The following is a 19,735-nucleotide window of genomic DNA, read 5'->3' on the forward strand; positions in this document are numbered from 1 at the left end:
TTTTTAGTTCCCCTCTTCTTCTGAATCATCATAAGGATCAAGATGAATTTGAATATCCCACTTATCATCTTTATAATTTTGTCTAATTTTATCTTCTATATCATCTGCAATTTTGTGTGCATTAAGTAGGGAAATTATAGGACAAAACACTAAATGCACGCTAAGATATTTTTTATCAGGACTTTGACGTGTTTTTAAATGATGAAAACTGATAATTTCAGGATGTCTTTGTATGCAAGTTTGTATCCAAGCTACTACTTCATCAGATAAAGCTTTATCCATTAAAAAAGCTAAACTTTTTTTCATAATTTTAAATGCTGAAAAAGCTATATAAAAACTTACTAATATTCCAAAGATAGCATCAATAATATAAAATTCTGTAAGATAAATAATTATTAAAGCTAAAAGAGTAAGAAAATTTGTCAAAACATCACTTTTATAGTGCAAACAATCAGATTTTACAATCAAACTTTGTGTTTTTTTAGCTACATAAGAAAGAAATAAAACCAAAACAAAAGTTACAACTAAGGCAAAAACCATAATATAAATACCTAAATTTAAATCTGTTATACTTTCTTGATTATAAATTTTCATCACACTTTCATAAAAAATATAAATACCTATTAATAAAATTACAGCACTCTCAAACAAGCCCATCAAAGCTTCTATTTTTGAAAATCCAAAATTATATTTTTCATTTGATTTTTGTGAGGCTTTTTTCAAAGCTAAAAAATTTAAGATTGAAATTACAAAATCTACCAAAGAATCAATAGCACTAGCAAGTATAGCGACAGAACCTGAGCTAAATCCAACTATAAATTTGATAATAGCTAAAAATATAGCACAAAAACTAGCAATTATTGTTGCTTTTTTTTGTAAACTCATCTTAGACCTTGAAAGCGATTTTGACACGAACAATGCAAAGATCCATTTTGCCTTAAAAATACTCTTGCATCAACTCCAATAACTTTGTGATTTTTACATATTTTTTGCAATTTATCTATAATAATTTGATCATTTTTATCATCATAAGTTGGGACTATTAAAGCATTATTTATAAATACAAAATTTGCATAAGTAGCCCCAAGTCGCTTACCTTCATAATAAATAGGCTTAGGTAAAGGTAAGCTTACTAATTTATAGCCACTTTTCCTAAGCTCATTTTCCATAGCTTTTAATGGTTTATAATGTTCATCTGTTTCATCTTCACATATACAATATGCAATTGTTTCTTCATTGATAAATCTAGCTAAAGTATCTATGTGAGAATCTGTATCATCACCTCTTATATATCCATAATTTAACCATATAATTTTTTCTAAACCAAAAATATCTTTTATTTTCTTTTCAATTTCATCTTTATTTAATTTAGAATTTCTATTTTCATTTAACAAACAAGCGCTAGTTGTAAGCATCACTCCTTTGCCATTAAAATCAACACTTCCACCTTCTAAAATAAAATCTATCTTTTCTAACTTGCCTAGCAATTTCCTTTCAAAAAGTTCAGAATTAACAGCATTATCTAAAGAACTTTGAAATTTATCCCCCCAAGCATTGAAAGTAAAATCAAGCGCTAATATTTTTTTATCTTCATAAACATCAATGGCACCAAAATCTCTAATCCAAGTATCATTAGTTTGACATTGAAAAAAATCTACATTATTAATATTTTGAAATCTTTCAAAATCATCTTTACTAGGAGCAATAAGCAAAACTTTTTGAAACCTAGCCACTGCTTTAATAAATTCTTCATAAGCTTTTAAAATATCTTCTAAATATGACTTCCAGTCACTATTTTTATGAGGTAAGGAAATTAAAAGTAGTTCTTGCTCATGCCATTCAGCTATACTCTTTCTCATTTTAATACCTTTTTTGATAATTAAAAAAGTATTTTAGCATTTTAATTGTATATTTTTACTCTTTTTTTAAAACCCAAGCAAAATACCAAATTCCAAACGAAACTATCAAAATAGCAAATAATTTTATATCATATACATCAAAGCCCATATAAAGAACAGAATACATAAATCCAAAACTTCCAGCATAAATACAGATTTTACTCATTAATCCATTCTCTACGGCTCTAAAACAAGGACATTTATGAAAAAATTTCTTTTTTTGTTCCTTAGGTCTAAAAAAACTTAAAATAGCACTTAGAATAAGCAAAAAGCTTAAAATATATAAAATCTTTTCCATTAATTAAAATACCTAAGCCAAGCAGGTATTGCTTGTTGTTCTTCTTTTAAGGTTGTCTTTTCACCATGTCCTGGCAAAAGTTCAAAATCTTTCTCATAAGTTAAAATTTTTAACAAACTTTCTTTCATCAAATCTGCATTAGAATATGGAAAATCCCATCTACCTATGCTTCTATGAAATAAAAAATCTCCACTAAACATTATATTTTCACCCACTAATTCTATCATGGTGCAACCTGGAGTATGTCCTGGAAAGAAATGAAATTTAAAAATAAAATTATCAATTTTAATCTCACTCTCATCATTAATCAAAAAATCTGCATTACTATGTTCAAAACCATAATTAAAAGGATCTTTTAACATAAATTCATCATTTTTATGAATATAAATAGGAATTTGATATGCTTTTTTTACTTTAGCATTATCAAAAACATGATCATAATGACCATGAGTGTTTAAAATAGCAAGAGGTTTGCTAACATTTTCTTTTATAAATTTCAAAGCATTTTGACCTGGATCTACGATAATTTGTTTATTTTCAAAATCAACAATATAACAATTTGTTTCATAAGGACCACAAGGACATTTCAAAATACGCATATAAACTTCCTTTTAACTAAATCAAAATATAATTAAGAAATTTAATTACTAAGACTTTTTTATGAATTATACAAAATTACAAGAATTATTAATAAATTTTATAAGAAAAAATGCAAAAGATAAAAATCTTATCTTAGGGCTAAGTGGCGGTATAGACTCAGCAGTAGTAGCTTGCCTTTGCAAACAAGCAATAAAAGATAAACTTTATGTTTTATTAATGCCTACAAAATATTCTAAAAAAGATAATTTAAACGATGCAATTATGCTTTGCAATACCCTAAATATAAAGTATAAAATCATTTACATTGACTCAATCTTAGAAAATTTTGAATTATTATGCGAAAAACCGGATAAACTTCGCAAAGGAAATCTTGCCGCAAGAATTCGCATGTCGCTACTTTATGATTATTCTGCATTAAAAAATGCTCTTGTTGTGGGAACTTCTAATAAAAGTGAACTCATGCTTGGATATGGAACAATATATGGAGATTTAGCTTGTGCTTTTAATCCACTCGCTACACTTTATAAAAGTGAAATTTTTGAATTTGCGAAATTTTTGAATTTACATGAAAATTTTATAAAAAAACCTCCTAGTGCAGATCTTTGGCCAAATCAAAGCGATGAAGACGATTTAGGTTATACCTACAAAGAGCTTGATAGTGTTTTAAAAGCTATAGAAAACAATCAAACCTTAGAAAATTTTGATGAAAAGCTAAAAAGAAATGTTTTAGAGCGTATGCAAAATAATACTTTCAAAAGAAAACTTCCTACCACTTTAGAGAATTTTGATGATTTGGATTGATAAATATTTTTATAAGCCTAAATTCTATCAGAAATTATTAGCCATATTACTCCTACCTTTTAGCTTCTTATATGCTCTTATAGCTATTTTAAATACTAAAATCAAAAAAGAAATTCATTTTAATATTCCTATTATTAGTGTTGGAAATTTAACTATAGGAGGTAACGGTAAAACCCCTATCTGCAAAGCTATAGCTGCTGAATTTGAAAAAAGTTTTATTATACTTAGAGGTTACAAAAGAAAAAGCAAAGGCTTAATTGTAGTAAAACATAATTATCAAATATTATGCAACCTCGATGAAAGTGGTGATGAGGCCATGGAATATGCGCTAAATCATGAATGTTATGGAGTCATAGTCAGCGAAGATAGAATTTTTGGTATTAACAAAGCTATAGAACTTGGTGCAAAACTCATAATTTTAGACGATGCTTTTTCTAAATTTCATATAAATAAATTTGATATTTTACTTCAAAGTAAAGACAAGCCATTTTTTAATTTTACTCTACCGAGTGGACCTTATCGTTTGCCTAAATTTTACGAAAAACAAGCTGATTATATAGCACATGAAGGAAAAGATTTTTTAAGACATTCTTATGTAAAAGAAAACCAAAAAGCTATTTTAATAACTTCTATTGCTAAGCCTTTTAGACTTTATGAACATTTTATAAAAGCTAGAGCTTGTTATTTTTTTGCTGATCATTACGCTTTTAAAAAACAAGAATTAGAAAAACTTTTAAAAAAACACAATTGTGATACTTTAATGCTTACCTTTAAAGATTATGTAAAAGTGAAAGATTTTGGCTTTAAAATAGAATTGATAAAATTAGAAATCATCCTAGATGATAATTTTAAACAAATTTTAAAAAACTACATACAAAATTTTAATTTAAGGAGATAAAATGTTATTACACTCTACTCAAAATATTAATGAAACTTCAAATTTCTCAGACGCTTTATTAAATCCTAGTGCTAAAAATAATGCATTATATGCTCCTTTAAATTTACCACGGTTAGATTTTAAACAACTACGAAATTTAAGCTATACAGAATTTGCTTTAAAAATTATAGAAGCTTTTGATTTTGATTTAGATTTAGAAATATTTAAAAAAGCTTTAAAAACTTATGAAAATTTTGACGATGCAAGTTGTCCGATAAATCTTAAAAAAATTAATGAAAACTTATATATAAATGAATTGTATCATGGGCCAACTAGAGCTTTTAAAGATATGGCCTTACAACCTTTTGGAGTGCTTTTAGAATATTTAAAAAAAGATAATTCTTATTTAATTATGTGTGCTACTAGCGGAGATACAGGACCTGCAACATTAAAAAGTTTTGAAAATAAAAAAAATATTAAAGTAGTTTGTATATATCCAGATAATGGAACGAGTAAAACTCAAGCTTTGCAAATGATTCATACAAAGGCTGATAATTTAAAATCTATAGCAATCAAAGGTAATTTTGACGATGCTCAAAATGCTTTAAAAACTCTTTTACAAGATGATGATTTCAAAAATACACTAAAACAAGAAAAATTTAATCTTAGTGCAGCAAATTCGGTAAATTTTGGAAGAATACTTTTTCAAATTATTTACCATTACTATGCAAGTGTAAAAATAAATCAAAAAATAGATATTATCATTCCAAGTGGAAATTTTGGAGATGCATTAGGAGCTTATTATGCCAAGAAAATGGGAGCAAATATTGCAAAAATAAAAATTGCTTCAAATTCTAATAATATTTTAAGCGAATTTTTCAATACAGGAAAATATGATTTAAGAAATAAAACTTTACAAAAAACCATTTCTCCAGCTATGGATATTTTAATATCTTCAAATATAGAAAGATTACTTTTTGATAAATTTAAAGATGAAAGAACAAAAAACTTAATGCAAATGCTTAAAAATCAAAAATTTTATGAACTTACCCAAGAAGAATTAAAACTCTTAAAAGAGGATTTTGAAGCCGATTTTTGCACTGATGAAGAATGTATGCAATATATAAGAGACTATCAAGATCACCTTTTAGATCCTCATACTTGCACTTGTTTTAAAATGCTTAATTTAAACACACCCACTCTCATAACCTCTACAGCTCAATGGAGCAAATTTACACCAAGTATGTACAAGGCTTTATTTGATAAAGAATGTATTAATGAAAAAGAAGCGATGGAAGAACTTGCGAAAAAATTTCACCAACCCATACATAAAAATATTATTTCTTTATTTGAAAAAGAAGATCTTAAGATAATTCCTTGCAAAATTAATGATTTAAAACAGATTATTATAGATTGGATAAAACAATGATTATTATACCAGCAAGATTAAAATCAAGTCGCTTCGAAAATAAAATACTATGCGATATAGATGGTTTGCCCATGTTTGTTTATACTGCTAAGAAAATGCAAACAATTGATAAAGTTTATGTTGCAGTTGATGATAAAAATGTACTAAACATAGCACAAAAACATAATATAGATGCTGTATTAACTAATATCAATCATGAAAGTGGAACTGATAGAATAAATGAAACTTGTGAAATTTTAAATATTAATCAAGAAGAAATTATCATCAATGTTCAAGCTGATGAGCCTTTTATAGAATTAGAAAATATCAAGAAATTTAAAGAATTTAGCAAATGTGCTTTTGAAAATAATCAAACTTTTATGACAAGTTGTTATAAAGAAATAGATGAGTTTGCTAGTCAAGATCCAAATTTAGTTAAAGTAATTACAGATATAAATGATTTTGCTTTATATTTTTCAAGATCAAAAATTCCTTATGAAAGAGCTACATACAAAGAAAAATTTAAAGCGCACTTAGGAATCTATGCTTATAAAGTTAAAAATTTACGAGAATTTTGTACTTTTAAAAATTCAACTTTAGAAGAATGCGAAAAATTAGAACAATTAAGAGCTTTAGAAAATGGTAAAAAAATAAAGATGTTAAAGATCACTAGTAAAAGTATTGGTATAGATACCAAAGAAGATTATGACAAAGCTATCAAAATATTAAAGGAGCAAAAATGAAAAAATTTCTATTATTATGTTTATTATTCTTTAGTCTAAACGCAAAAGAATTGATAGTTGGTATGGAGCTTGCGTATCCTCCTTTTGAAATGAGTGATGCAAAAGGAAATCCAAGTGGTGTTAGTGTTGATTTTTTGAAAGAATTTGCCAAAGAAAATAATTATACCCTTCAAATTCAAAACATAGCTTGGGATGGTTTAATACCAGCGCTTAGAAGCAAAAAGATTGACTTAATTATGTCTTCAATGAGTGTAAGCGAACAAAGAAAAAAAGTTCTTGATTTTACTATCCCTTATGCTAAAGCAAATTTAGCAATCTTAAGTGCAAAAAAATCAAACATCAATTCCATTGATGATTTAAATAAAAAAGGTAAAGTTATAGCATTAAAAAGAGGTACTAGTGCTCATATTTATGCTCAAAATAATCTCTCAAACGCAAAAATTTTAGTTTTTGATAAAGAAAGTGCGGCTATATTGGAAGTTATTCAAGGTAAAGCTGATGGATTTATTTATGATCAAATGAGTATCTATAAAGCTTGGCAAAAAAATTCAGATCAAACTAAAGCTATTTTTACACCTTTTGAGGAGCATCCAGAACAATGGGCTATAGCTTTAAATAAAAATAATGAAAAACTAAAAATTGAACTAAACAATTTTATACAAAAATCAAAAGAAAATGGTTTTTTTGATGATTTAGCTCAAAAATACTTAAAAGATATACAAGAAATTTTCAAAGAACAAAAACTTGAATTTTTCTTTTAAGAGAGTTTTTTTTCAAGTATTCTTGAAAAAATTGAAATAGGTAAAGTTAAAATTAAATAGCATAATGCCAAAGGAATATAAATCTCTAAGGTAGAAAATGTAAAAGCATTAATTTCTTGGGCATTTTGCGTTAATTCTGAAATAGCTATAACACTCAAAAGCGAGCTATCTTTAATAAGATTACTTAATTGACCGCTTAATGGAGCTAAGATATTTTTCAAAGCTTGAGGAAAAATTACACTCTTGTAAATATCAAATTCACTTAAACCCAGAGCCTTAGCATTTTCATATTGAATTTTATGTACACTTAAAATTCCTGCTCTAAAAATCTCACAAATATAAGCGCTTGAAAACAAAGCCAAAATCAAAATTCCACAGATATAACGATTATCAAGTCCTAAACTATCTGCAAAAATATAATAGATTAATAAAATTTGCACAAGCAAAGGAGTTCCTCGAATAAATTCTATATAAACTCTTGAAAACATATTAAAAATAATAATTCTACATAAACTCATATAACACAAAATCAAGGCAAATAATACGCCAATAATCAAAGATAAAATACTAATTAACAAAGTGGTAAAAAAGCCTGATATCATTTTGTATTTATATGCTAACAAACTTGAAAAATCAAAATTGTAAGTAGCGCTTAAAAAAATAAAATAAAAAAATGTAAATAAAATAGTTATCAATATAAAAGCATTGATAATAAAATTTGTAAATTTTAAACTCTTATTTTCATTAAATTTGTGATTTAAAACAAAAAAACTCAATTTTTTCCTTAATTATTTTATAAGACTAACATTTTATTTAAGACAAATTTTAACTTAAATTTACCACAAATAAGTAAAATAATACCTTTTATCTTTCAATATCAAGGAAAAATATGCGTTTTTTGTTAATATTTTTTTGTTGTATTAATTTACTTTTTTCTAGTGAAATTTTAAAACTTGATGAAGCATTTAGACTAAACACTCATTCTTCTGATCAAGGAATTTTTTTAAAAATTAACCTAGCAGATAAAATTTATCTTTATAAAGAACAAACTAAAGTTTTAATTAATGCAGATGATATAACTTCTCTATTAAATTTTCCACAAACTTCAACACGTGAAAACAAAGAAGTAATTTTTAATCAACTTGAAATTTTTATACCTAAACTTTTATTAGATGATTTTATAAAAACAGATAAAGCAAAACTTAGTTTAACTTATCAGGGTTGTTCTGAAAATGGTTTATGTTATCGCCCTGTAAATATTAATTATGAACTTATCAAACAAAATGATATATATCAAATAAACTCGATTAAAAATCAGTTTCAAAATGCAAGTGAAGATGAGCAAATCGCTAATAATCTAAGTAAAGAAAATTTATTTATCACTTTAATAACTTTTTTTGGCTATGGTTTGTTACTTTCACTAACTCCTTGTATTTTACCTATGATACCTATACTTTCATCTTTAATAGCTATGAAATTAAAAGACAATTCTTCTAAAAAACATAGTTTTTATCTTTCTTTTGTTTATGTATTTTTTATGTCTTTAGCTTATGCTATAGCTGGAGCTTTAGTAGGTCTTGCAGGAGCAAATGTACAAGGATTATTGCAACAACCTTGGATAATCATAACTTTTACTGGAATTTTCATTCTGCTTGCATTTTCTATGTTTGGATTTTACGAATTACAACTTCCACTTAAATTTCAAAATTACATCAACAAAAAAATGGAAAATAAAAATGGAGTTATAGGCGTAGCAATTATGGGATTTTTATCAGCACTAATTGTAGGTCCTTGTGTAGCAGCGCCACTAGCTGGAGCGTTATTATATATCACAAAAAGTGGAGATGTATTATTAGGCGGGCTTTCTTTGTTTATAATGAGTTTTGGTATGGGTATGCCTTTGCTTTTATTGGGTCTTGGTGGAAGTTTCTTAAAAAGTGGAGTTTGGATGTTAAAAGTTAAAGTATTCTTTGGCTTTTTAATGCTTGCCATGGCTATCTGGATTATGGAAAGAATTTTAAGTGAAGATATTATCTTAATACTCTATGGAATACTAGGTGTATTCTTTACAAGCTTTATGGGACTCTTTGATGAAACTAAAAATAACTTTGATAAATTTAAAAAAGCTTCTTTAATACTGATTTTAGTTTATAGCTTAAGTATTCTAATTGGAGGATTTATGGGCTCAAAAAATTTACTCAAACCTTTAAATTTTTCTACAAATATAGAGCAAAATTCTCAAAATTTAGCTTTCAAAAAAATTAAAAATTTAAAAGAATTAAACGAGGAATTACAAAATTCTACCAAGCCAATTATGTTAGATTTTACAGCCGCTTGGTGTGAAAACTGCAAACTTTTAGAACAATATACTTTTAAAGATGCAAAAGTACAAGAATTATTAAGTAATTACACACTTTTGCAAGCTGATATTACAAATAACACTAAAGAAGATTTAGCACTGATGAAAGAATTCAATGTTTTTGGCCCACCAGTTATGATATTTTTTCATAATACTAAAGAAAAAGGTCGTATAGTTGGTTATGTTAATGCACAAGAATTTATAGAAAAATTACCTTAATAACTCATCTAAAAAAGCCCTTAATTCCTTGAAGTTGGTATTGCCATAATTTTTCTATAAAAATTTTAAGCTTTATAGCTATTTTTCCACTTAAAGGTTTATGCAATACATTTCCTACTGCATAATCTTTTCCTATAGAACAAAGAGTATTTCCGCTAATAAATTTAAATTTTTGGTTATTTTCTTTATTGGCAATCATATTCATCAAAGATTTAGCTACATAAGCACCTTGTCTTAAAGCTAATTGTGCAGTTGGTGGATAAGGTATATTAGTTTTTGGATCTTTTAATATGCTATTATCTCCTATAAAAAAATATCGATTAGCATTTTCTATATTTATAGGATGCATAAATTCATCAATCTCAATACGAGATCTTACACTTAAAAAATCATCACTATTTTCTATAACACTATTTCCTCTAACTCCAGCTGTCCAAATTATAGTATTTGCTTTTATAAAATCTTGAGAATTTAATCTTATCCCGTTTCTTTCGCATTCTATAATTTTAGATTTTTCATACACTTTAATACCTAAATTTTCCAGTCTTAACTTAGCCTTGCTAGCTAAAACTACATCAAACATTGGCAAAATATGATCCATAGCTTCTATGATAGAAAGTTCTAAATTTTCATAAGCAATATTCTCTTTTTTGCAAGTTTCTTGTAATTGCAACGCTAAAGAAGCTATAAATTCAACCCCACTCAAACCACCTCCACAAACTGCAATTTTTAAATCATCTTTATTTTGTGTGTAACGATAATTTTTTATTTTTTTATAAATTTCCTCATTAATTTTCAAAGCATTTTCATAATTATCTATACTTAAAGCATATTCTTGCATACCTTTAATTCCAAAAGTTTCCTTTGTAAATCCTAAACCACAAACTAAAATATCAAACCCATACTCACCATTTTTAGTGATAACTTTGTCTTTTTTTATTTTTACAACTTCATCTTGGATTAATTCAATATTAGAATTTAATAAGGGCAAAAGATCAAATTTAGGGCTTTCAACATCTTCATTTGATGCAACCTTGTGTAATAAAATAGTATGATAGTGATAAGAATTATTATTAATTAAGCTAACTTGAGTTTTGACAAAAAAATCTTCATCCAAGGCTTTTATAGTAGATAAACTAGCATACCCAGCACCTAAAAATAGAATTTTTTTCTTTTGCATTAAAAATCCTTTACTTTGTTATAAAAATATTAAATTTTTTGGCATAATGTTATAACTTTTTATCTTAAAATACATTTTATTTACCAAGGAAACATTATGCAAAGACAAATATGGAGTAGCACTCTTACATACATACTTACAGTAGCAGGAGCAACAATTGGCTTTGGTGCTACTTGGCGTTTTCCTTATCTAGTAGGAGAAAATGGAGGGGGTGCTTATGTTTTAACATTTTGTATTGCTATGATTTGCATAGGAATTCCTGTTATCTTAGTTGAAAATGTCATTGGAAGAAAAAGGATGTTAAACTCGGTAGATGCATTTAGTGGTATTAATATTAATCAAACTTGGAAGGGTGTTGGTTATATGGGTCTATTAGGTAGCTTTGGAATTATGGCTTATTACATGGTTATAGGCGGCTGGGTTTTAGCCTATATTTTTAAAATTATTATAGGAGATTTTGATCTTTCAAACCCTATAAATGCTCAATATACTAGTAATTTTTATAATTTAACAATAGAAAATAATCCACTATTAATAGGTATTTTTACAACAATTTTTGTAGCATTAAATTGGTTTATATTAAAAAAAGGTGTAATAGAAGGTATAGAAAAATCCGTTAAATATCTTATGCCATTTTTATTTATTTGTCTTTTAATTGTAGTTGTCAGAAATTTAACCTTAGAAGGTGCTAGTGAAGGTGTAAAATTTTATTTAACTCCTGATATATCTAAAATTACACCTAAATTATTTATAGATGTTTTAGGACAAGTATTTTTTGCTCTTTCTTTAGGTTTTGGAGTAATGATTACTTTATCTTCACATTTAAATAAAAATGAGAATTTAATCAAAACTTCGATATACACAGGTGTTTTAAACACTTTGATAGCAGTCTTAGCTGGATTTATGATTTTTCCCGCTTTATTTAGCGCAGGTTTGACTCCTGATAGTGGTCCTTCCTTGGTTTTTAAGACTTTACCTGTGGCATTTTCTCATATACCTTTTGGTGGAATAATATGTGTATTTTTCTTTTTACTATTAATTGTCGCAGCACTTACCACTAGCTTGCCTATTTATCAAGTTATTATTAGCGTTTTAGAAGAAAAATTCAAACTTGCAAAAAATACTGCCATAAATATTACTTTAGGAAGTATTTTCTTACTTGGAAATTTACCATGTATTCTAACTTATGGACCATTAAAAGATATAATTATCATCAAGAATAAAAATATCTTTGATACTTTTGATTTTATAAGTGGCAACATACTTTTTGTTTTAACAGCATTTTTATGTTGTATTTATGTTGGCTGGATTATGAAAGATGATGCAATTAAAGAATTATCAAACGACGGAAAAATAAAATCAATTTGGCTAAAAATATGGTTTTACTATGTTAAATTTATTATTCCTATTATTATTTTAACAATTTTTTATTTTGGAATTTTTTAGTGAAATTATATTTTCTATTTTACTAGTTTTAAAGTAATAATATTATTTATTAGCTTGAAATTTATATTCATATCGCTTTAACATACTTATATTTCCATCAAGTCCACCTTGATGGATATATAATATTTTATTAGAAAACATTTTTTTATTCTCTATCAAAGTTTTAAAACCTACCATATCATAAATTAAATCAAATTCAATATTACATTTTTGCTTTAGATCTTTATAAAGCTCAAACAATTCTATATAAGGTTTAGCAAAATGATATTTTTTAGGAGGATTTAATATAGTCAAATTACTAAAATCATAATTTTCATTTAAAGATAAAATTTGCTTTTTTAAATAATCTTCATCTCCAACACAAGCACAGGTATAAACCCTAAATTTAGAATGTTTTGCTAAAAATGCCGCTGAAGTTCCTGTGCCTGATGGCAAAAAAATATCAACATTTTCATTCAATTGCTCATCAAGCTCTAAAGCCAACTGCTCATAACCAAATTCAGCCTCTTTAGTAGCAATACCCTCTTCTATAAAAATATCCTCATTATTTATTAAATTTAACGCTTTAGCTTTTTTATTCAAAAAATCATTATTTTCTACAATTTTAGCACCATATTCTAAAGCTAATAAGTAATTTCCATGAGGATTTTTTTTTAAAAAAGAATTAATCTTTTCACATACGAAAATCAATTCAAAATTATTTTCATAGCAAAATATGGCTAAAGCCACCAAAGCATTACTTTGTGAAGATCCATAAGAAATAAATTTTTGTCCTTTTTTAAATAAATGTTTATTTTTTTCAAAAAAGGCTAATTTTCTAGCCTTATTTCCATTGATACAACCTAATAGATCATCTCTTTTTAAAAAAAAATCAAAATCATCGTATTTTAAACTATCTATTCTACTTACTATCAAGGTATTTTTCAACCTTTTCCAAAGCATTGTTAGTATTGATATTAAATTTAATTTCTATTCTGCGGCTTGCTTGTTGATCTTCTTTACCATCTTTCATAACCACATCAGAATAAGATCTACCACTTGCCATTAATAATTTTTGAAGTCTAGGATCTTTATAAAATGAATAGATAAAACTCATCACAGCATAAGCTCTTTTTTGCGATAAATCAAGATTATAAATATACGATCCAGCACTATCTGTGTGTCCTTCTATGACTATATTTTCAATGCTTGATAATATTTTTTCATCTTTTAAAATGCCATCAAAATATTGCGTTAATATAGTTTTTAAATTTTCTTTAGCTTGCGCTTTTAAAGTAAAAGAATTACTATCAAACAAAACTTCAGAAGGTAGAATAATCGCACCAGAATTTATATCTAAAGTAATATTATCATCTATTTTTGATTGAAGATTTTTGATCGTATTTTCTTTAATCAAACTCAGTTCTTTAATTTTTATTTTTGCTTCATCAAAATTAGCTTCTAAATCTCTAATTTGCTCATCTTTCTTATTTAACCTCTCGAGTAAAGTAAAAATTTGTTGATCTTTTTCATCAATAGATGAATTTAAATCCTGATTCAATCTTACATAAGAATTTACATTTGCCTCTAATTCTTGCTTTTGTTTATTAATATCATTAAGAGTATTAGAAGTGTTATTTAATTTTTGATTAAGATTTTTTAATATATCTTCTTTTTGACTTAATTCCTCTTTATTTTCTCTAAGTCTTTGTTCTTGTTTTTCCAGATTTTCCTTTATAATTTTTAGATCACTTTGAGTCAAAACATATTTAACCACAATTGCACCGATCAATAAAATAAAAACAAATAACAACCCAGCCATTAAATCAGCATAAGCTATCCAGAAATTATTTTCTTCGTTATTGTTTTGATTATTTCTTATCATTTATGTCTTCATTTTCTTTTTGATTTTCAAGCTTAGCAATCACTTCTGAGGTTTGTTCATCTAATTCTTTACTCTCTGTTTTAAATTCTTCCATCATGGAAATTTTATCATCAATACTTTTTTCATCTTCATAAGTTTCTTTAAAAGTATGCATTCCCTCAATAATACTTGATCTAAATCCTTCAAAAAGTTTTGTTTGATTTTCTAGCATAAGATTTTGATATTTTTCTATATTATTAGCAAAATTTTCTATTTTATCATCAAGTACATTGACACTTTTGTCAAAATGAGAAATTTTTTCAGAGCTTACATCTAAAAGCCTATTATATTGTTCAGAAATTCTAAGAGTTAAATCCTTGATATTAGAATTTAACATATTCACAGCATTTGCTATTTCTGTGTAAATTTTTACTATATTTTTTTGCTCTCTTTGAGTTTTAGATAAATCACTCATGGTTTGTTTTACATGTTCGCTACTTAACTTTACAGCTTTTTCTTCAGCATTCACTAATTCTTGAAAAACACTAAATTTCCTATCTATGGTATTATCAAGTTCTTTGAAAAATTCCTCATTGCTTACATGTTCAAAGATCATGCCAATTTTTTCAAAATGTTTTAAACTTTCCTGAAGATATTTCCTATCGATTTCTTCTTTAGACCAGAAAAAGTCATTTGTAGCATTTTTTTGACGATTTAACAAACGTTGAAATTTACTCGAACCATATTTTTCAAAAAAAATCCACCAGAGTGCCAAGAATATCCCGTAAATAGAAACATAAAATGCTGTACCTACTCCATTTAATAGCAATGAAATTTCTTGTTCCAATCCTGCTGTGTCACTTGAATTAAAATTAGGCATTGATATAGCTATACTTATAAAGGTTCCTAAGATTCCAAGCATAGGAAAAACAGCTGCGCCAACAGAAGCAAAATTTTCATTTCTTAACTCTCTAGCGTACGCATAAGCAAAATCATCAAAACTTGCATTAGACTTTGTTTCTTTTCCTATAACTAAAAAATGCTTCATAATATAGCGTTTTAATACTAACTTGAATTCATCTTTTTGTTGCTCAAAAATACTTGAAGCATAATCCGCACTATGTCTAGCAAAAATCAAAGCAATCAAATAAATAATACCTATCATCACGACGCTATGTAATTCTACCTTGAAATCAATCTTGCCAAAATACCCTAATAAAACTAAAAGATATAATATTGTTGGTATAAAAATTATCTTCAAGTAAGCAACTATCCCTGTACTACCTTTACTATCTGGCAATACAAGATCTGAAAATTCATCTGTTGTTTTTACTTCCATTATTATAAACCTTTGTTAATTTTGCTCTAAAAATTTACATATTCACAGAAAAATTAACTAAGAGTTATAAACTCTTAGTTTCTATCGATACAATTTAAATCGCTAAATGCACATTCTAAACGCTTGATCATACTCTCCTCACCAGCTCTAAGCCAAATTCTTGGATCATAATATTTTTTATTAGGTTTATCATCGCCTTCAGGATTGCCAATTTGTCCTTGCAAATAAGCTTTATTTTGAAGTTCATATTCTCTAACTCCATCCCAAAAAGCCCATTGAGTATCTGTATCAATATTCATTTTAATTACACCATAGCTAAGTGCTGCTTTAATATCCTCTATATCACTACCACTACCACCATGGAAAACAAAATTAATCGGCTTATCTTGAGATAAATTAAATTTATTTTTTACGTACTCTTGAGAGTTTTTGAGTATTTCAGGTCTTAAGATAACATTACCTGGTTTATAAACTCCATGAACATTACCAAAACTTGCTGCTATAGAAAATTTATCACTAATTTTAGTAAGTCTTTCGTATGCTAAAGCAACATCTTCAGGTTGAGTATATAATTTTGCATTATCGATATTAGTGTTATCTACACCGTCTTCTTCACCGCCTGTACAACCAAGCTCTAATTCCAATGAAATCCCAAGTTCAGACATTTGCTTTAAATAAACTTCACAAGTACTTAAATTTTCCTCTAAATTTTCCTCACTTAAATCAATCATATGAGAACTAAATAAAGCAATACCATTGTCTTTTTTAAATTCTGCATTAGCTTCTATTAAAGCATCAATCCAAGGAAGAAGTTTTCTAGCTGCATGATCGGTGTGTAAAATCACAGGCACTCCATAAGCTTTTGCCATTAAATGTACATGCTTAGCACCACTAATAGCACCTAAAATATCAGCTTTAGGACAAGCTTTACCTGCTACAAATTTGGCTCCACCATTTGAAAATTGTATAATCACAGGAGAATTTACTTTTTTAGCACTCTCTAGAACTGCATTAATAGAATTTGTTCCCACAACATTTACTGCAGGGATAGCAAAACCTTCTTTTTTAGCATGATCATAAACAATATTTAATTCATCACCACTTAAAATACCTGGTTTAACAAGATCTAAAACACCCATTATTTATATTCCACTTGTGCTTTTTTATGGAGTTCTTCAACTTTTTTACCAAACACATTTTTAAATTCTTCCATTTTCATACTATTTTCAATACCAGCTTTTACTTCATTATAGCTCATAGTATTTTTAGCCTTAGCATCTTGTTTTAAAATGATGTGGTATCCAAAATCGCTCTTAACTGGAGTTTTTGAAATAGTTCCTTTTTTCATAGAAAAAGCTGCATCAGCAAATGGTTTTACCATAGTAGATTCAGAAAACCATCCAAGATCTCCACCTTGTGCTGAAGAACCTTTATCAATTGATTTTTCTTTTGCTAATTCAATAAATTTATCTTCTAATGCTTTTCCATTAAGTTTATTTAATTGAGCAATAATATTTTCAGCTTCTTTTTCACTAGTTACTAAAATGTGTCTAGCTTTAACTTGTGCAGGTTTTGTAAATTTATCTTTATTTTCTTCGTAATATTTTTTTGCTTTTGTCTCATCATTTTTAATAGAATCAAAAATTTTCTTTTGGTAAATATTTGCCAAAATAGCTTCTTTTGCACGCTCTAACTCTTCTTTATACAAAGGATCATTTTCTAACTTCTGAGCTTTTGCATCTTTTAACACGAGTTGTTGCATAATATATTGGTCAATAATCGCTTTCTTTTGTTCAGCTGGTAAATCAGATATCTTAGCACCTCTTAACATAGGAGCAAAATTTTCATTAATTTGATCATCAGTAATATTTGTACCATCAAGAGTAGCTACAACTGCAGCATTTAAACTTAAACCCATTAATAAAGCCGTAGCAACTAAAGAAATTTTTCTCATCATTCTTCCTTTAAAATAGTTTTATATTTAGGCATTATAACTAAACTTTATTTAAAGGCGATTAACATACAATAAGTTTATGAAAAGAAATTTACAAATTAAAGAATTATTTTTACAACATTTTGGTCAAGCTAAAACAGAACTAGTTTTTAATAATGCTTATGAATTAATAGTTTGCGTTATGTTATCAGCCCAATGTACGGATAAAAGAGTAAATCTCATTACCCCTGCTTTATTTAAAGCTTATCCAAGCGTAAAAGATTTAGCAAATGCAAATTTATCAAGTTTAAAGTTGCTTATTAATTCCTGCTCTTTTTATAATAACAAAGCTCAAAATCTTATCAAAATGGCAAAATCAGTATGCGAAAATTTTAATGAAGAAATTCCTATGGATGAAAATTCTCTAAAAAGCCTTGCTGGAGTTGGTCAAAAAACAGCTCATGTTGTAATGATAGAATGGTGTGGAGCTAACTGTATGGCAGTAGATACTCATGTATTTAGAGTTTCACATAGACTTAATCTAAGTAAAGCAAAAACACCAGAAGATACTGAAAAAGATTTAACTAAAATTTTTAAAGATAATCTCAATTATCTTCATCAAGCAATGGTATTGTTCGGAAGATATACCTGTAAAGCAAAAAATCCATTATGTAAAGAATGTTTTTTGAATCATTTGTGTAAAAGTAAAGATAAAAGAATCTAGCGCTTAAAAAGTGCTAGATTTGTTTTTAATGGAACAATGGCAAATACAAGAAAGCGTTAATTACTAAAGCATTCACTATATCTATAAAAAATGCTCCCACCAAAGGAACAATAATAAATGCCATATGACTCATACCATAGTGATTTGTGACTGTTTGCATATTTACCATAGCAGTTGGAGTAGCACCCAAACCAAATCCACAGTGTCCAGCTGCTAAAACTGCCGCATCGTAATCTTTTCCACAAATTCTAAAAGTAACAAATATAGCAAAAAATATCATCATAGCTACTTGCACAACTAAAATCACCAACATTGGTAATGCTAAAGTAACCAAATCCCATAAACTAATAGTCATTAAAGCCAAAGCTAAAAATAAAGATAAGCTAACATTGCCTAAAACTGAAACTTCTCTATCGAAAACATGATGAATTCGTGTAATAGATAAAACATTTCTTAAAACAACACCAACAAAAAGACAATATACAAAAGTTGGTAAAGTAAATCCAGTTTCAGCTTTAATATAAGATGATAAAGCACTACCTATCAATAAACATAAAGCAATTAATGCCAAAGATTCTATAAATGATGAAGGAGTTATTAATCTTTCTTTTTCTGGAGATTGAAAATTCAAAATTGCATCTTTATCGTCATTTTGTTTAGGAACTACTAAGTTGTGTTTGTTTACCAAATATCTTGCAACCGGACCACCTATAATACCACCTGAAATTAGTCCAAAAGTAGCACACGCTATAGCAACAGTTGTAGCACTTGAATACATATAAGGTTCTTTTATAAATTCAGCTGCCCATGCTGCTCCTGTCCCATGACCTCCACTCATTGTAACTGATCCTGCAATAAGTCCCATTAATGGGTTTTGTCCCATAGCAGTTGCTACTCCTATACCAACTATATTTTGTGCAAAAAGTAATCCAACAACTACTATTAAGAAAATTGCTAATTTTTTTCCACCTTTTCTCAAAGATGCAAAATCAGCTAATAAGCCTATACTAGAAAAAAATGCTAGCATTAAAGGATCTTTCATAGAAGAATCAAATTTGATATCTATTGAAAAAAAACTATGTAAGATTAAAAGAACGATAGCTGCAATAGCTCCACCTACAACAGGCTCAGGAATGTTATAATCGCGTAAAAATTTAACTCTTTTTATAACAAACACGCCTACAAGTAACACTATAACCATAGTGACTAATGTTGCATAAAAATCAAAATTCATATGACTCCTTTGTTAATTTGTTACACAATTGTAATCTAAATGACTTTAAATAAACAAAAAAAATTACAAATC

At 27.2% G+C, this 19,735-nt stretch carries 20 protein-coding genes; 8 read left to right on the forward strand and 12 right to left on the reverse strand.

What is annotated here, in order from left to right; genetic code table 11:
- Window positions 1-3: 3 nt before the first annotated feature.
- Genes CINS_RS04295 through CINS_RS04310 form a run of 4 tightly spaced genes read right to left on the reverse strand, consistent with a single transcriptional unit; the run spans window position 4 to window position 2,795 of the window.
- Window positions 4-885, reverse strand: a complete 882-nt coding sequence (locus tag CINS_RS04295) for a cation diffusion facilitator family transporter (RefSeq protein WP_039650149.1) — start codon at window positions 883-885, stop codon at window positions 4-6.
- Window positions 882-1,859, reverse strand: a complete 978-nt coding sequence (locus tag CINS_RS04300; protein ID WP_039650151.1) for an agmatine deiminase — start codon at window positions 1,857-1,859, stop codon at window positions 882-884. Before CINS_RS04300 ends, CINS_RS04295 begins: the two co-directional genes overlap by 4 nt.
- Window positions 1,860-1,914: 55 nt before the next feature.
- Window positions 1,915-2,196 carry a hypothetical protein gene (locus CINS_RS04305; RefSeq protein ID WP_039650153.1) on the reverse strand — a complete coding sequence of 94 codons (282 nt, stop codon included), beginning with the start codon at window positions 2,194-2,196 and terminating at the stop codon, window positions 1,915-1,917.
- Entirely contained in the window at window positions 2,196-2,795 is a 600-nt protein-coding gene (locus tag CINS_RS04310; protein WP_039650155.1) for an MBL fold metallo-hydrolase, read from the reverse strand. The genes CINS_RS04305 and CINS_RS04310 overlap by 1 nt, the downstream gene beginning before the upstream one ends.
- Before the next feature lie 61 nt (window positions 2,796-2,856).
- On the opposite strand from CINS_RS04310, the gene CINS_RS04315 reads away from it, so the two are divergent.
- From CINS_RS04315 to CINS_RS04335, 5 genes are read left to right on the forward strand one after another with little or no spacing between them, the layout of a single operon-like run.
- Window positions 2,857-3,597, forward strand: coding sequence for an NAD+ synthase (locus CINS_RS04315; protein ID WP_039650157.1), 741 nt, complete (start codon window positions 2,857-2,859; stop codon window positions 3,595-3,597).
- The gene (locus tag CINS_RS04320; RefSeq protein ID WP_039650159.1) at window positions 3,584-4,495 is read left to right on the forward strand and encodes a tetraacyldisaccharide 4'-kinase; all 912 of its coding nucleotides are present in this window, start codon (window positions 3,584-3,586) and stop codon (window positions 4,493-4,495) included. Before CINS_RS04315 ends, CINS_RS04320 begins: the two co-directional genes overlap by 14 nt.
- A gap of 1 nt (window position 4,496) precedes the next feature.
- Window positions 4,497-5,903, forward strand: coding sequence for a threonine synthase (gene thrC / locus CINS_RS04325; RefSeq protein ID WP_039650161.1), 1,407 nt, complete (start codon window positions 4,497-4,499; stop codon window positions 5,901-5,903).
- The gene (gene kdsB / locus CINS_RS04330; protein WP_039650163.1) at window positions 5,900-6,625 is read left to right on the forward strand and encodes a 3-deoxy-manno-octulosonate cytidylyltransferase; all 726 of its coding nucleotides are present in this window, start codon (window positions 5,900-5,902) and stop codon (window positions 6,623-6,625) included. Before thrC ends, kdsB begins: the two co-directional genes overlap by 4 nt.
- On the forward strand, window positions 6,622-7,386 hold the full coding sequence (locus CINS_RS04335) for a transporter substrate-binding domain-containing protein (protein WP_039650165.1): 765 nt from the start codon (window positions 6,622-6,624) through the stop codon (window positions 7,384-7,386). Before kdsB ends, CINS_RS04335 begins: the two co-directional genes overlap by 4 nt.
- Here CINS_RS04335 and CINS_RS04340 read toward each other — a convergent pair.
- Complete coding sequence (locus CINS_RS04340) at window positions 7,383-8,162, reverse strand: amino acid ABC transporter permease (protein WP_039650167.1); 780 nt, start codon at window positions 8,160-8,162, stop codon at window positions 7,383-7,385. The two genes, CINS_RS04335 and CINS_RS04340, sit on opposite strands and share 4 nt — an antisense overlap.
- 113 nt (window positions 8,163-8,275) lie before the next feature.
- On the opposite strand from CINS_RS04340, the gene dsbD reads away from it, so the two are divergent.
- On the forward strand, window positions 8,276-9,964 hold the full coding sequence (gene dsbD, locus CINS_RS04345; protein WP_039650169.1) for a protein-disulfide reductase DsbD: 1,689 nt from the start codon (window positions 8,276-8,278) through the stop codon (window positions 9,962-9,964).
- Window positions 9,965-9,968: 4 nt separating this feature from the next.
- Here dsbD and CINS_RS04350 read toward each other — a convergent pair whose 3' ends face one another.
- Window positions 9,969-11,144, reverse strand: coding sequence for a type II NADH dehydrogenase (locus CINS_RS04350; protein WP_039650171.1), 1,176 nt, complete (start codon window positions 11,142-11,144; stop codon window positions 9,969-9,971).
- 96 nt (window positions 11,145-11,240) lie between these two features.
- On the opposite strand from CINS_RS04350, the gene CINS_RS04355 reads away from it, so the two are divergent.
- Entirely contained in the window at window positions 11,241-12,590 is a 1,350-nt protein-coding gene (locus CINS_RS04355; protein ID WP_039650173.1) for a sodium-dependent transporter, read from the forward strand.
- A gap of 42 nt (window positions 12,591-12,632) precedes the next feature.
- Here CINS_RS04355 and CINS_RS04360 read toward each other — a convergent pair whose 3' ends face one another.
- The 5 genes from CINS_RS04360 to CINS_RS04380 form a co-directional block, all read right to left on the reverse strand.
- Complete coding sequence (locus tag CINS_RS04360) at window positions 12,633-13,505, reverse strand: pyridoxal-phosphate dependent enzyme (RefSeq protein WP_039651391.1); 873 nt, start codon at window positions 13,503-13,505, stop codon at window positions 12,633-12,635.
- Window positions 13,492-14,454, reverse strand: coding sequence for an OmpA family protein (locus tag CINS_RS04365; RefSeq protein WP_039650175.1), 963 nt, complete (start codon window positions 14,452-14,454; stop codon window positions 13,492-13,494). The genes CINS_RS04360 and CINS_RS04365 overlap by 14 nt, the downstream gene beginning before the upstream one ends.
- Window positions 14,441-15,772 (reverse strand): MotA/TolQ/ExbB proton channel family protein, encoded by a 1,332-nt coding sequence (locus tag CINS_RS04370; protein ID WP_039650177.1) that lies wholly within the window; start codon window positions 15,770-15,772, stop codon window positions 14,441-14,443. The genes CINS_RS04365 and CINS_RS04370 overlap by 14 nt, the downstream gene beginning before the upstream one ends.
- A 74-nt stretch (window positions 15,773-15,846) precedes the next feature.
- Complete coding sequence (fbaA, locus tag CINS_RS04375; RefSeq protein ID WP_039650179.1) at window positions 15,847-16,911, reverse strand: class II fructose-bisphosphate aldolase; 1,065 nt, start codon at window positions 16,909-16,911, stop codon at window positions 15,847-15,849.
- Complete coding sequence (locus tag CINS_RS04380) at window positions 16,911-17,726, reverse strand: major antigenic peptide/PpiC-type peptidyl-prolyl cis-trans isomerase (RefSeq protein WP_039650180.1); 816 nt, start codon at window positions 17,724-17,726, stop codon at window positions 16,911-16,913. Before CINS_RS04380 ends, fbaA begins: the two co-directional genes overlap by 1 nt.
- A 79-nt stretch (window positions 17,727-17,805) precedes the next feature.
- Here CINS_RS04380 and nth point away from each other — a divergent pair, with 79 nt between their 5' ends.
- Window positions 17,806-18,429: an endonuclease III gene (gene nth, locus CINS_RS04385; protein ID WP_039650183.1), complete on the forward strand. Its 624-nt coding sequence runs from the start codon at window positions 17,806-17,808 to the stop codon at window positions 18,427-18,429.
- Window positions 18,430-18,454: 25 nt separating this feature from the next.
- Here the strand turns inward: nth and gltS are convergent, their stop codons facing one another.
- A complete protein-coding gene (gene gltS / locus CINS_RS04390; RefSeq protein WP_039650185.1) occupies window positions 18,455-19,663 on the reverse strand; it encodes a sodium/glutamate symporter in 1,209 nt (402 codons plus the stop codon).
- Between the last annotated feature and the right edge of the window lie 72 nt (window positions 19,664-19,735).

Source organism: Campylobacter insulaenigrae NCTC 12927, assembly GCF_000816185.1.
Lineage (GTDB): Bacteria > Campylobacterota > Campylobacteria > Campylobacterales > Campylobacteraceae > Campylobacter_D > Campylobacter_D insulaenigrae.

Excerpts from the sequence above, each read along its gene's own strand:
- CINS_RS04295 (WP_039650149.1), bottom strand. The coding sequence starts at position 885 with ATGAGTTTACAAAAAAAAGCAACAATAATTGCTAGTTTTTGTGCTATA.
- CINS_RS04300 (WP_039650151.1), bottom strand. The coding sequence starts at position 1,859 with ATGAGAAAGAGTATAGCTGAATGGCATGAGCAAGAACTACTTTTAATT.
- CINS_RS04305 (WP_039650153.1), bottom strand. The coding sequence starts at position 2,196 with ATGGAAAAGATTTTATATATTTTAAGCTTTTTGCTTATTCTAAGTGCT.
- CINS_RS04310 (WP_039650155.1), bottom strand. The coding sequence starts at position 2,795 with ATGCGTATTTTGAAATGTCCTTGTGGTCCTTATGAAACAAATTGTTAT.
- CINS_RS04315 (WP_039650157.1), top strand. The coding sequence starts at position 2,857 with ATGAATTATACAAAATTACAAGAATTATTAATAAATTTTATAAGAAAA.
- CINS_RS04320 (WP_039650159.1), top strand. The coding sequence starts at position 3,584 with ATGATTTGGATTGATAAATATTTTTATAAGCCTAAATTCTATCAGAAA.
- thrC (WP_039650161.1), top strand. The coding sequence starts at position 4,497 with ATGTTATTACACTCTACTCAAAATATTAATGAAACTTCAAATTTCTCA.
- kdsB (WP_039650163.1), top strand. The coding sequence starts at position 5,900 with ATGATTATTATACCAGCAAGATTAAAATCAAGTCGCTTCGAAAATAAA.
- CINS_RS04335 (WP_039650165.1), top strand. The coding sequence starts at position 6,622 with ATGAAAAAATTTCTATTATTATGTTTATTATTCTTTAGTCTAAACGCA.
- dsbD (WP_039650169.1), top strand. The coding sequence starts at position 8,276 with ATGCGTTTTTTGTTAATATTTTTTTGTTGTATTAATTTACTTTTTTCT.
- CINS_RS04350 (WP_039650171.1), bottom strand. The coding sequence starts at position 11,144 with ATGCAAAAGAAAAAAATTCTATTTTTAGGTGCTGGGTATGCTAGTTTA.
- CINS_RS04355 (WP_039650173.1), top strand. The coding sequence starts at position 11,241 with ATGCAAAGACAAATATGGAGTAGCACTCTTACATACATACTTACAGTA.
- CINS_RS04365 (WP_039650175.1), bottom strand. The coding sequence starts at position 14,454 with ATGATAAGAAATAATCAAAACAATAACGAAGAAAATAATTTCTGGATA.
- CINS_RS04370 (WP_039650177.1), bottom strand. The coding sequence starts at position 15,772 with ATGGAAGTAAAAACAACAGATGAATTTTCAGATCTTGTATTGCCAGAT.
- fbaA (WP_039650179.1), bottom strand. The coding sequence starts at position 16,911 with ATGGGTGTTTTAGATCTTGTTAAACCAGGTATTTTAAGTGGTGATGAA.
- CINS_RS04380 (WP_039650180.1), bottom strand. The coding sequence starts at position 17,726 with ATGAGAAAAATTTCTTTAGTTGCTACGGCTTTATTAATGGGTTTAAGT.
- nth (WP_039650183.1), top strand. The coding sequence starts at position 17,806 with ATGAAAAGAAATTTACAAATTAAAGAATTATTTTTACAACATTTTGGT.
- gltS (WP_039650185.1), bottom strand. The coding sequence starts at position 19,663 with ATGAATTTTGATTTTTATGCAACATTAGTCACTATGGTTATAGTGTTA.